A 13,261-nucleotide genomic window follows, 5' to 3' on the forward strand; every position below is an offset into this window, starting at 1 on the left:
TCAATAAGCTAATAAATCAGATAGTATTTTGTGTTTTACTTTTCTATTTAGTTTTTAACGATAGGTGTCTAATAAAAACTGAAGTTCGTAATATGCCTTTTTTAGTTCCTTGTTAGGAGATATTTTAAGGTGTGCATATATCATACTGTATAAACCCTCAAGAGAGTCCATTAATTCAGGTGCTATTTGTGATGAGCTTTTTACAGCTGCTCCTGGGTTTTGAGCAAAATATCTTCGGGATGCTATTTTAAAATTGCTGTTGGATCTTTCTATTAATGGAATCCAGCGCTCCAAGCCTGAGTCGCTTATATAGGTGAAATCAATCTTTTTTAAATCTAATATGAGGTTGTCAATGGCTGTAGATTCCTCGCCATAGTTTAATCTGGTAATTTTATTAGCGTAGGCATCAACTGCAATAAGTAATGTTTCCATCGTGTTTCTAGCTTCAATAGTAACATACGGATAATGTTTTTCTGAGTGAACAGCTTTAATAAAACTAGCCGTTAAGGTATCTCTAGAGGTGTCTAGTTCCTTTTTATTTTCGACAGAAGCTTGTTGTTTAGTCATTCCACCTTTAAATAAATCAAGCTTCTCACTAATTTTAGCAAGTGGGTCTTCTAATAGAGTTAGGTCATTGCAGATAGAAATGGTGTCTTCGGTTACAGATTGCAATTGGTAATTTTTTAGTTTGGGTAATGATAATGTGTCCATCTTATTAGAATTTTATATGGTTAATAAATCATTATAATCTTAGGTTGTATTACTAATATAGTAAAAAATATTGTAATATAAAATAGCGGAATGTAAAATAAACTTTTAGAGCGATGTGTTTGGTGATGTTTTGTAAGGTGTTTTAAGATAAGGTTGTAGGTGTTGATATTATTCTGGCGTAATGTGGGTGTGTTGCTTTGTAATAATCATAATAAAACGATGAGGTTTTGAGCGTAATCGAACGGGCTTTATTATTTTATACTTTATAATTATCCATTAAGGGGGTTTAACGATATATATAGTTTAATTAAATCTATGAAGTCTTGTTTTGTTAGGGTTAGGCAGAGCTTGATCATAAGGGATATTCCTTAAAATGAGGTCGTAAAAGCACATGAAAAGGTTATATTATTAAAGCATGGTTATATGAATTAAAAAGCGTTAATTTGCACACTGGTTTACAAATAACACTTATACTTGGTTTATAGCAGTTTAAATAGGATTAAATACCGTTTTAACGGGGTTCTACTGGCTTTGTTTTGCCTTTTGCTAACGAATAAGTTGCAGGCACAAAGTAATAAGGTAGATAGTTTGAAGCAAACATTAGGGTATAGCCAACAAGATACCACAAAAGGAAGGCTGTATTTTGAACTAGCCAAGGAACTGGCTCAAGAATCCATCTCTGAATCCATAGACTATTATCTGCAAGCAAAATATATAGGCACTAAATACGACGATACGTTACGAGTCGTGAATTGTTTAATTGGTATCAGTGAGCTATATATTCAGTTGGGGGAGAATGATCAAGCGGTGGTTTTTGCCCAGAAAGCTTTAGAGAATGCCAAAGGAAATTGTGAGCTCACTGCTCGTAGCAATACGCAATTGTCTATCTCGTATTTTCAGCTTCAGGAATATGAACGTTCTTTAGAGTGCGACCATCAAGCCTTAAAGTGTTATACCGACCTAAAGGATACCTTATATATTGCTTATTGCATACATAATATTGGATCTTATTATTTTGGTATCAATGAGCTTGATTCTGCCATTAATCTTTATAATCGCTCATTAAAAGAGATGAGTGATAAAGATGATATTTTATATGCCTATAATAATAACCGTTTAGGTTTTACTTTCACCAATCAGCAGAAATATGAAAAATCAATTGTTTGCCATAATAATGCAATAGCGTTTTATCGTGACAAAAACATGGTATACGAGTTAGCTCTGGAAGAAAACTATTTGGCTTCAGTATACTTTATGATGAAGGATTTTAAAAATGCCTTTAAATATGCTGAGCGAGCGATTGAAAATGCGGAGGAATGTAATGATTTTGAGTTGCATAAAATGAACTATAATTTATTGTTCGATTTATATCGTATAAACAATGATTATAAAAATGCACTGAAGTATTCTTTATTAGAAAAAGCATACTCCGATTCTATGGATATAGAAAATAAAGAAAGTATCATCAAATCTATAAAAATAAGGCACGAGTTTAATGAGCAAAGAACAGTACTTGAGACTTCTAAACAAAGCAATATTGATTTAACCAACCAACGAACCAAGCTGATTGTATTCAGTTTGGTATCCATCATTCTGTTATTGGGGTGTATTATGGTTATTCTCCAAAAGAAAAAGAAACATAAGAGAAATCAAGAATTAGTTTTAGAATTGGATCATGTCAATAAATCTATTAAAGATTTACTATCCATCATTGGGCATGATTTAAAAGATTCGGTGGGTAATCTTAAACACTTTACTCAGATGATGCACCTTGAGTTACTCGACAATAAATCAATTGAGGATTTGGTATCGAGTTTTGTTCCTATGGTGGATTCTACTCATGGTTTATTGGATACGCTACTTACATGGTCTAGAAATAATGATGATAATTTTGTGTCAAAAAAAGAGCAATTGAGTGTTGCGCATATCGTTAAGTTATCCTATAGTCATTTATCTCATCTAGCTAAGTCAAAGAAAATAAAGATTGTAGAAGATATTGAGGAGGCTACTATGTTTGTGGATAAAAACATGGTACAAACTGTATTGCGTAATTTAATTAGTAATGCAATTAAATTTTCTTTTACAGGCTCTTCTATTACTATCAAGAGTCGAGTGCGAGAATCTCATGTTGATTTCTCGATTATAGATGAAGGAATAGGAATGAGTGAAAAACAACTAGGTGCTATACTAAATAAAGAAAAAATAGAGCATGTAGATGGAACAAATGGCGAAAGTGGTTCTGGCTTAGGTTTATCTCTTTGTATTTCTTTTCTTGAGAAGCATGGAGCTAACTTGTCAGCAGAAAGTAAAAAAGGAGAAGGGTCTCAATTTACTTTTTCAGTTCCAATGTATACGTAAACGGGTGAAGCTTTGTTAAAATAGAATTAGATATAATAAATAAATAAAACCGATACAACATTTTAAAGTTGATAGCGTATAGCTATTATAATAAAGAACAATAAGTTGGGGAGAGGGATTTTAAAATATAGAGGCGTTAAACGTGTTACATGTTTGGTGATAACTTTATTGATGGTAATACACTGTAATGCCATGGATAGGGATGCTATTGTTGATAGTCTTAAAAAGGCTATTCAAACCGAAACGGATGTAAGCAAGTTAATGCTGAATTATCAGATACTAGGGCAGGAGACATTATACAAGTCGCATCAGGAGGCACTTGCTTACTACTTAAAGTTACAAGAACTCGCAGAGAGAGAGAATGATACCAGTAATTTAGTTTATAGTTACATTGGTCTTGGAGATGTGTATTCAATAGCTGGAGAATACAGGCAAGCCATAGATTTGGTTACGAATGCCTTGGCATTAGTTGAGCCTGATGACAATTACTCCCTAGGGTTTTGTTATAGTAGATTAGCGACAGTTTATGCAGAAATGGGTGAAGACAGTCTGTCGATGAACTATGATAGAGAGGCTGTTAAGTATAACCTGCTAGAGGGGGATAGTTTGACGATTGCTTATGATTATAGCAACATGGCTGGTAATTTTGTTGATTTTGAACAATATGATTCGGCTCACTATTATTACGAGCTCTCATGCTCATATATAAATGATACAACGGATATAATAAGGGCTTATAATCTGGATGGATTGAGCTATTTATATTATTCTCAAAAAGAATATGAAAAGTCAATTCAGGAAGGGTTAAGGGCATTGGAGCAATATAAAGCTCGGGAATTGCTTTATGATATAGTGAATGAGCAGTACGCTATTGGACGATCGTATTATTATAATGGTGATGTGGATAGTTCGCTAGCTTTTATAAATAGGTCTATGACCAATAATGAGCAACTGCAAAACCATGATATCTTTATTCAGGGATATGAGTTATTGCGTACCATTTATTCAGATAAGAAGAATTACAAAAAAGCCTTAAGCTATGCGCGGTTAGAGCAGGCATATTCCGACTCTATCAATATAAAGAATAAGGAAGATGTAATTAAAACACTCAGAGCTAAGTATGCTTTTGATGAGCAAAATCGAAAGCTTGAGGATACTGAATTGAGCAATAAAAATCTGGCTAAACAGAGAACTATTTTTCAGATATGGAGTGTGGTGGCATTTGCTTTGTTAGTTGTGAGCGTAGTTGTGTTGATTTTGAAACAACGGGAGCACAGAAAGAATCTTGAATTGATGCGACGCTTGGATAAAGTCAATCGTTCTATTAAAAAACTACTATCTATTATAGGTCATGATTTAAGAGATTCTGTTGGTAATTTGAAGAATTTTACCCATTTAATGCATTATCAGTTACTGGATAATAAATCTATTGAGCAAATGGTCACTAAGTTTGTGCCTATGGTGGATTCTACGCATAGTTTGTTGGAAACTTTATTGGCCTGGACCCGAAGCAATGATGATATGTTTCATCCTAAGATAGATCAATTAGAAGCTAATGAAATAATAAATGCTTGTATTGAGCAGTTGGATCATTTAGCAAAAACAAAGGATATTAAACTTAAAGTAGAGGCAGCGCCAGTATCTTTTAAGGGAGATAAAAATATGTTGATGACAGTTCTGCGTAATCTAGTTTCTAATTCTATTAAGTTTTCTGAACCAGGTAGTACCATTAAAATAGTGAGTACTATTCAAGAAGATAAAGTAGATTTCTCAGTGATAGATGAAGGTGTTGGCATGAGCCAGGAAGAAGTTGATAAAGTCTTAAACGAAAACATAAACTTTCATTTAGATGGAACCAATGGTGAACGAGGTTCTGGTTTAGGTCTATCTTTATGTAACTCTTTTATAGCAAAGCATGGAGGTAAATTAAATATTAAGAGCGCAAAAGGTCAAGGAAGTACTTTCTCATTCTTGGTTCCAACCCAAATAGATGCTTAATTATTAGGAGTAAAACCGCTACAATATAATGCCTTGAGTCTTTGCACCCTTTCTCTGTGTGCTCTTAATTCTTAACCAACGGGCTGGCAACCACTGCTGCTTTATTTTTTCTTCCAGGTCTAATAGCCGAAATATCCATGTCTTTTACGATAATAGCATCTGGCGAAATTACTGAGCTAAGCATAGTACCTCGCGTAATATTATAAGCCTCTTCATTATCTGAGAAAATCACTTTCTTTTTCAGATCCTTCATTTTAACATTACTCACTCTTCCTGTACTTATTAGTTTTTCCTCTCCTGTATTTACATTAACTTGGTATACAAATTGGTCGTTAAGTTCTTCACTCTCTCTTACAATAAAACAGTAATCATTTTCATTCTCTTTTGCTAAAGCAATCAGTTCATCTTTCATCTTATTTTTGGCGATAGCTTCATTTGATTCTATTTTTAATACGCCAGGAAATACCTGATTACCCCATAAGCTATTAATTCGGTTATGCCCATTCGACTCTTTTACTCCGAATGAAGGAACACGGTCATTTAATAGCGTTTTCAAAATACCATCTTCAATTAATGTCAGTTCTTCCGGAGGTACAACACCTTCTCCATCTATTTCAAAGGCTCCCCATAGTTTCTTATTGTTATAATTCTTCAGGTTAGATAGTGATTTTACAGTAATACTTTCAGCAACTACTTTTTTGCCAATTTTTGCTTCCATTGAATTACTCTCAGGTTCAGTTGGAAGTCGGAAATCATATCCTTGATAATTTAAAGCTTCACGTTGAGCAATAAGTCCGTTGTACGAGAAGAAAGTGTTTAAAAGTAACTCAGAGGCAGCTAAACCTTCAAATAATATGGGACCGTTATAGGCTTCTTTTAAAGCTTCTCTTTCCTTTTCATCCTTTAAAAGTTGAACTAATTGATGGCTCGCTTGCATCAGCGAATCCACCGAAGGTATATCATCAATGGATAAACCAGTATACGAAATAGATTTTTGAACAGTATTATTGATGGTGTCGTTTAAAGCCGCTTGAATATCAATGTTAACTAAGGTATTCGGATATGTATAAGATGTACCTTCGCTATTTATAAAGTAAGATGTTGATTGCATAAAAGAAAACTCCGTATTGGAAGTCGTAATTTCAGGATAATCTACAAAAACAGCTGATATCCTTCTAGCGGCATCTTCCCAATATGGCAGGTCTACCTCCAATTGCTTTTGAGGTAATTCCATATTCACTACAGGTGCAGCTGAATAATCAGGTAATACATAATCCTCTTTTGTTAGGTTGTTATCTTCTAAAAATGCTTTTTTAGCTTTATAGCTTTTGCTTGCATTTTCGTACATGCGCTCTGTCGATGACCAAAGGGCTCTTCTAATTCCCCAATAATCTACCTTGCGCGGCATTCTTATTTCCTGATTGTATTTATAATCTCGACTTTCATTGTAATTGAAGTTTTCATCATTCATATGATAATCGCCTACAATTAATCTTGAGCTATAAGTTAAAGCAGGAGAGGTGTTGCTACCAATTAAAGCGCCAAGGGATGCTGCAATGTAACTTATTTCGCCATCTATAATAGTAAACGACATAAAACATGGCTTTTCTATTTCATTGGCTGCAATGCTGTCCATTCCTCTGCTAAGTTCATCTTGCAAAGCTTTTTTTATAATGTATGCATTGCTTTTTTGAGCCCACACGGTATTAGTAATAACTGATAGTATGATGATGGATAGTATGATGATTTTATGCATATATGCTGAATTTTAAATTTGATGTTCGATGAATTGAAGCTCTTAATTACTTGCTCTCGCTAGATGATTTCATTCTAGGACGATCCAAGATAGTTTCTGAAGATTCAATATACATCTGTTTTTGTGTTTCAATCTGTTTTATAAAAAGAGAAGGTGATAATGTAGCAACAGGAACGCTTCCAGACTCGGCTCCACAATGACCATTAAATACACCTTGGTCTGCACCTGCTGATTGAATTTGGGCAAACATGGCCAATGGTGTTCCAATCATCGAAACGCCTCTAACTAATTCATCAGGTCTACCATCAACATATATTCTGTATACCTCTAGTGGAGTTACATTAAAAGCATTAGGCATAATTCTGTCGGTCTGTGTAAAGCCGCCAGAAACCTCTTGGAATAGGTATCCATATTCCTTGTTTTGCTTTTTACATTCTTTAATCATTTGCTTTCTCAACTTGTCAATAGAATAAGTTTTATCCACACTTACCAACATATTGGATTGGCGTGTAACAGGTGCTGAACCTGCCTGAGCTCTTCCATGCCCGTTAGAAACGGAATTTCTATCAGTAGGACATCTTGACATTAAAAAACTTTGGAATATACCATTCTTAACAATCTCTACTTTTTCACTTTTAACACCTTCATCATCATATAAATAATGACCGCTTAACAGATAGCCCTCAGAAGTATTGATGGTTGGGTCGAAAGTGACATTAAATCCTTTGGGTAAAACATATTCACCCATCTTGTCTTTAAATGTTTGACCATCTGTTTTCTGACGAATACGATGTCCTTCGGCACGATGACCAAATATCTCGTGAAAGAAAACTCCAGCTGCTTTAGAGGATAAAATAGCAGGCCCTTCATAGGGTTCTGCCAATGGTGCCTCTTTTAAGCGATTTAGTTTTTCAATTAAACCAGCTACATCGCTCATTAACTTTTCCTCGTTGGGCAAATCGTTGGGCGTAAATCCAAAATAGGAGAGGTTTAATGGACAAATCATTCCATCGGTAGCTTTTACTACTCCATTGATATGTAAATAACAATATGTATTTAACTGCTTTACCTTAGAGCCTTCGGTGGATACAAAGTATTTTCTTTCCTTGTTATAACGAATCATGGCACTGGCGTCCACTATGTCGTTATTGGCATTGAATATTTCGGTAATCTTATTTAATCGTTCTTCCCACTCCTGGGTATTAAGTTCTTTTATATTGCTTTCTTCCTGTATAAAAGTAACAGGCTTTTCTCTTGTAAAATCAGGAATAGTATCTTTTTCCTCTTTCTCTTCAAATTTACTGTTGCTATATTCACGCACTGCTCCACGATAAGCCTGATCAGTCATACGCCATAAATACTGAGAAATGGCTTGTGGGTTATTTTCTACAGGTAAAAAGTTTTGTCCCATTCCTCTACCTCCAAAGCCCATTCCTTCATTGGCACTATGCGTGTTGTCATTTTCGTATGAACCTACTCTAACAGTTGGAAGGCAAATTCTTATTTTAGCGGTATCTAATTGTAGGGTTGACCCAAAGGAGGATACGATGGAAGCCGTTTCTATTTCGTTTAGGCGGTAAGCCATGTAGTAGGGGGGATATTTTTCTCCTTTAAGCCCAATCATCTCTCGCTGCAATTCTTTGTCTAGGATGTCGATTAATTTATCCTGAGCTTTTATAATGGTGGATGATAGAAGTGTCACCATCAAAAGAACCAATACTTTATTTATTCCCATGTTATACGTTTTACTTAATTTAGACCTAGGTCGCAATAAAAGTACCAAAATATTCTAATTGGTAAAACGTATAACTTTATATACTGTTTAAGTTGGAAATGAAAAATATTTTAAAAACACAAAACTCCATGGTTACCTTAAAATTAGCAACGATGGAGTTGAAAGGTTAAAATAAAGTTAATCTTATACCTCTTGCATTTGGCGGGTAGTTTTAACCACCATTCGTTGCGGTAAAAATGGAACTAACTTCATCAGTAGTTTTTGCGAAAAAGTAAGGCCTGAAATAACGTTAAGCTTGCCTTTGAGCATACCATTATAACCGGCTTCGGCTACAGCTCTGGCACTGGCTGTTTTATCAAATATTTTAGTTTTGTCCATTCCCGATATCTTGCCAAATTCAGTTTCAGTGGCGCCAGGTAATAGGGCAGTTACACTGATGTTTGTATCGTGCAGCTCTTCGTCTACAGCATTGCTAAAGGAAGTGACAAATGCTTTGGTGGCATAGTATACAGCCTGTAAAGGACCTGGAATTAGGCTGGCTGTAGAAGATACATTTAATACTCTTCCCGAGTTTCTTTTTATAAAGTCAGGAAGAAATAAACGAGTTAAAGCGGTTAGCGCTATAATATTTAGGTTTATCATAGCTAAATCATCTTCCCACGCCCTTTCGTGAAATTTACCCATACCACCAAAACCTGCATTGTTTATTAAGTACTGCACCTCAATACCCGCATTTTTTACCTCATTGTATATTTCTTTAGGAGCCTCTTGTAATCCAAGGTCTTTGGTAATCACCATCACTTTGATTTTGTATTTTAGCTCCAGTTCGTTTTTTAAGGCATCTAGCTTATCTTTTCTACGCGCTACAATAATTAAATCTCCACCCTTTGCTGCATGTATATGTGCAAACTCTTTTCCAATACCTGTTGACGCTCCTGTTATTAATGCTACTTTTTCCATGTGTTTATAAATTTAATGAAAACTAGATAAACGATGCAAACCTTAACGATACGCATGTGTATCCGATAATTTGCTTTGGTCACGCCAGTTTTACTTTTTTGTTTGATACAAAGATAATTGAGCTTGTTCTGAGCAGTGTATACCTATTACTGAAAGAAGTATACATTTTACAGAAAGTGATCAGTGTGGTAGAAAGTTACTATTTGTTTTTAGTTATACCTTACAAGTTTATGTATTGTGTTCATATTTCGGAACGGGATACAAAAAAAACGAGTACTCCGAAGAATACCCGTTTATTATATCAATTTCAAGTAAGACGATTATAATCCAATGTTGACTTTAATACCTACTTTAATCCATCTACCTGGTTGGTACAACTGACCAATGTCGGTATATTTTTTATCCAATAAGTTGGTGGCTTCTGCGTAAATAGTGTATTTAGGTTTACTCCAATTTAGTTTTACATCTAATACTGTAAACGGATCATATTCCTTTAGAGTTTCCGTTCCAGTTTCTATGTCGTATTCATTATAGCTACCTACTCTATCTTGGTATAATGCCGACCAAGTAGCGCTTAAGTTTGAAATAATTCCGTGCTGTAGGCTGCCTGAAAATTTATGTTTTAAATAATCAAAAAGGTAACTTGAATTATAACCTTCAGGTATTTCTTTATCTTGATTTAACCATGAGTACGATAAATGTACACGCTTTAATACTTTTTGGCCTTGAATTAACTCCTGAAGGTCAAAATTTACAACAGATTCAAAACCAACCGTGTTAATATTATTGATGTTAGATGTTGTCCATTTCTCATCGACAGGTGCATCGGAAGGTTTTCCCCAATCAATCATATTTTTCCCTTCTCTATAAAATGCAGAAAGGTTTACACTCAATCCTCTGTTTCTTAGTTTTAATCCACCTTCGAAGGTACTGGCCTCTTCGGGTTTTAAATCAGGGTTGCCAATGTTACCAGGTCCGTTATAAAATAAATCAGTATATGTTGGCATACGCAGTGACTGATTATAGCTAGCGTATATTTTCATGTTATCATCAATCCAATAGCTAGCATCTAATCCAGGAAAAATATCGAAACCCCAACCTAAATCAGAGTTAAGATTAGCCATCAACCCTGCAGAAAAAGAAAAGCGATTATATGAATAACTGTGCTCTACAAAAAACGAGCTATTGGTACGGCTATACTTTTTAGTAAAGAAACCATTTTCTTCGCCAGGAGCAGATAAGGTATCGTTCATGGGCAAGCCTAATACATTACTCCAAATGCTTTCTGAACGAATATCACCACCTATAGCTGTTTTTCCAGCACTCCAATTAATAACCTGATTGATGTTTGCACCAACAACATCGGTAAGGTGGTAGTTGTGGTTTTTATACCATGAAGCAGCACCTTCGTTATTTCTGTATAGTTCAAAGCGATCTTGGTGTCTACGCCAGTAAACGGATGACTTTAAGGGGTTTTTAGTTGTAGACGTATAACCTAAGCTAGCAAAAGTAGTTCTGGTTTGCTCGTATTGGTTAGGATATTTAGGTGTGTAAAAAGAGTTGGCTCCAAATCCTTTGTCAGTATATCCAACCTGAAGCTCTACTTGGTTTTTTTCCAGATTTAACTGACCTTGGTAAAATAAGTTGTATACTTCAAAGTCGGTATTGTCAATATAGCCGTCGGTTGCACTTTTATTTACTGCAACAAAACTTTTTATTTTATCATTAGCAAAGGTTCCGCTAGCTCCTATGTTATACAAGCCATGGCTACCACCCATCACATTGGCCGATATATTTGATTCATCGCCAGTACCAGTAATAAAATTAATGGCACCACTAAAAGCGTTTGAGCCATGTACCCGCGCTCCAGGACCTTCTAATATTTCAACGCGCTGAATGCTTTGAAAGTCTACTGGTAGGTTTAAACTATGATGTCCTGTTTGTGGATCAGTAATATTGATGCCATTTAAAAGTATCATCACTTGATCAAAAGAGCCACCTCTAACGCTCACATCAGCCTGAATACCCAAGGGACCTCTTTGTCTTACATCCACATGAGCGACATGTTCAAGCAGCTGGTCAACACTCTGAACAGCTAGTGCTTCAATCTCTTTCTTTGTAATAATAGTAACCACTCTTCCTATCTCAGAATGAATGGCAGGTGTTCTTCGTGCAGAAACCTGAACCTCTTCAATGTCAATTTTTCTATTGATGGATGCAGTATCTGTTTGTGCAAAAGTCTGCGTATATCCAAATAGGGTAAAATACATTGCAGATAGCATACCTATTTTAATATACTTGTTTAAAGAGTTGAATATAGCGTAGCTTGTTCCTTGCCACTTCTTGAATAGTAAATTGTTATGATTGCCGAAATAGTTGTTTTCTAACATCTTATTATTTTTAATGATTTTAAATAAGGCGCGAAAATAATAAAATATAAGCATTTTGGTAATTCTCCTTCATATAAAAAGATAATAAAGTCCTATTTATATGCTCTTTTAAAGTATGGAGGTATAAGGGGGGGGAGGGGAATTATTTTATAGCTGCCATTTTTCTTAGCTAATTACATTATATTTATATAAACCATAAAATGTTATTCAAATGAATTATTTTATTCTAGCAGCAGCAATCGTTTCTTTAATGGCAGTATTAGGTCACTTTACTATTGGGGCAAAAGATTTTTTAAGACCTATCATGAATTCAGAAACAGATGAAATACCGAGATATGTTATGAAAAGTGTATTTCATTATATATCCATATTTCAAGTATTAACTACCTTGTTCTTATTCTTAACAGCTGTGGAGTTTAATTGTATATTATTTGAATTAGGTTCGGTCGCTAAATTTATAGGAGTAATATATGCCGGTTTCGGAATAGTTCAGTTAATCATTGCATTTAATGCACCTATTAAAGGAGCAGCTATTAAAATGTTTCAATGGATATTTTGGTTTGCAATAGCTGCCCTAGTATTTATAGGACTTTAATCACTCGCCAGTGTACTTTAGTGTACAGTGGCTTCGTCAAGCGTTAACGAAATGTCATGAAAGTCGAAGGGCTTGCTAAAGTATTTAATAATAAGCCCTCTTTCTAGCGCTTCTTTTATTTCAGGAGTAATTTCAAAGCCCGTTAATATATAATACTTAATATTAGGGTGCTTTTTCTTTGCCCGACTAATAAAATCAATTCCGCTTAGGTTAGGCATCTTCATATCACTAATTACAACATTAGTATCTGGGTTCTTCTCAATCTGCCTTAAACCTTCTGCGCCATCTTCGGCAAGTATAACATCAAACTTTTTGCTAAAGTTAATCTGAAACAATTGTAAGTTTATATGTTCGTCGTCTACGTATAGTATTTTTGTCTTATCGCTCATAATCTAGTTTTATAATACCAATATAACATTTATCCTTCAAAACATTCTATAGGTACATTAATAAATCTCATTTCAATATAACAAAAGTTGAACCATACTTTACTATTTCCATGGGCGTTCCCTCAATGCGCCCTCTTCTCTTAAATGGTATAAGTACTCTCGGGTCGGGCTTTTCGCTCTAACTCCTCGCTGTTTTCTTATGTGTTATATACATTATATACAGAAATAACCATATTAATAAATGTAAGCCTGTTTATCAGCTGCGGGGTACCCGCTTCAATCCCTAACGCGAGCTATGGCGATGCGTTTGGCAGGTTAAATTGAAGGTCTAAATCTATAATGAAACTTTTTTTATATTTTATTTCAGTA

General features: G+C 34.8%; 9 protein-coding genes. 3 read left to right on the plus strand and 6 right to left on the minus strand.

Annotated elements, in window-relative coordinates; translation table 11 throughout:
- Positions 1–54 precede the first annotated feature (54 nt).
- Positions 55–711 (minus strand): DUF6261 family protein, encoded by a 657-nt coding sequence (locus A8L32_RS07455; RefSeq protein WP_075590267.1) that lies wholly within the window; start codon positions 709–711, stop codon positions 55–57.
- A gap of 588 nt (positions 712–1,299) precedes the next feature.
- Here A8L32_RS07455 and A8L32_RS07460 point away from each other — a divergent pair.
- Both A8L32_RS07460 and A8L32_RS07465 read left to right on the plus strand, forming a co-directional pair.
- A complete protein-coding gene (locus A8L32_RS07460; protein ID WP_158027211.1) occupies positions 1,300–3,069 on the plus strand; it encodes a tetratricopeptide repeat-containing sensor histidine kinase in 1,770 nt (589 codons plus the stop codon).
- Positions 3,070–3,240: 171 nt separating this feature from the next.
- Complete coding sequence (locus A8L32_RS07465) at positions 3,241–5,067, plus strand: tetratricopeptide repeat-containing sensor histidine kinase (RefSeq protein WP_075590269.1); 1,827 nt, start codon at positions 3,241–3,243, stop codon at positions 5,065–5,067.
- Between the two features lie 64 nt (positions 5,068–5,131).
- On the opposite strand, the gene A8L32_RS07470 is transcribed toward A8L32_RS07465, so the two are convergent.
- From A8L32_RS07470 to A8L32_RS07485, 4 genes are all read right to left on the minus strand, one after another.
- Positions 5,132–6,823: a metallopeptidase TldD-related protein gene (locus tag A8L32_RS07470; RefSeq protein ID WP_075590270.1), complete on the minus strand. Its 1,692-nt coding sequence runs from the start codon at positions 6,821–6,823 to the stop codon at positions 5,132–5,134.
- A 46-nt stretch (positions 6,824–6,869) separates the two neighbouring features.
- Positions 6,870–8,558, minus strand: coding sequence for a TldD/PmbA family protein (locus tag A8L32_RS07475; RefSeq protein WP_075590271.1), 1,689 nt, complete (start codon positions 8,556–8,558; stop codon positions 6,870–6,872).
- A gap of 183 nt (positions 8,559–8,741) precedes the next feature.
- On the minus strand, positions 8,742–9,518 hold the full coding sequence (locus A8L32_RS07480; protein WP_075590272.1) for an SDR family NAD(P)-dependent oxidoreductase: 777 nt from the start codon (positions 9,516–9,518) through the stop codon (positions 8,742–8,744).
- Between the two features lie 320 nt (positions 9,519–9,838).
- Positions 9,839–11,908, minus strand: coding sequence for a TonB-dependent receptor (locus A8L32_RS07485; protein WP_075590273.1), 2,070 nt, complete (start codon positions 11,906–11,908; stop codon positions 9,839–9,841).
- 211 nt (positions 11,909–12,119) lie between these two features.
- On the opposite strand from A8L32_RS07485, the gene A8L32_RS07490 reads away from it, so the two are divergent.
- On the plus strand, positions 12,120–12,503 hold the full coding sequence (locus A8L32_RS07490; RefSeq protein ID WP_075590274.1) for a hypothetical protein: 384 nt from the start codon (positions 12,120–12,122) through the stop codon (positions 12,501–12,503).
- A gap of 17 nt (positions 12,504–12,520) precedes the next feature.
- Here A8L32_RS07490 and A8L32_RS07495 read toward each other — a convergent pair whose 3' ends face one another.
- On the minus strand, positions 12,521–12,892 hold the full coding sequence (locus A8L32_RS07495; protein ID WP_075590275.1) for a response regulator: 372 nt from the start codon (positions 12,890–12,892) through the stop codon (positions 12,521–12,523).
- Between the last annotated feature and the right edge of the window lie 369 nt (positions 12,893–13,261).

The organism is Labilibacter marinus, assembly GCF_001659685.2.
Lineage (GTDB): Bacteria > Bacteroidota > Bacteroidia > Bacteroidales > Marinilabiliaceae > Saccharicrinis > Saccharicrinis marinus.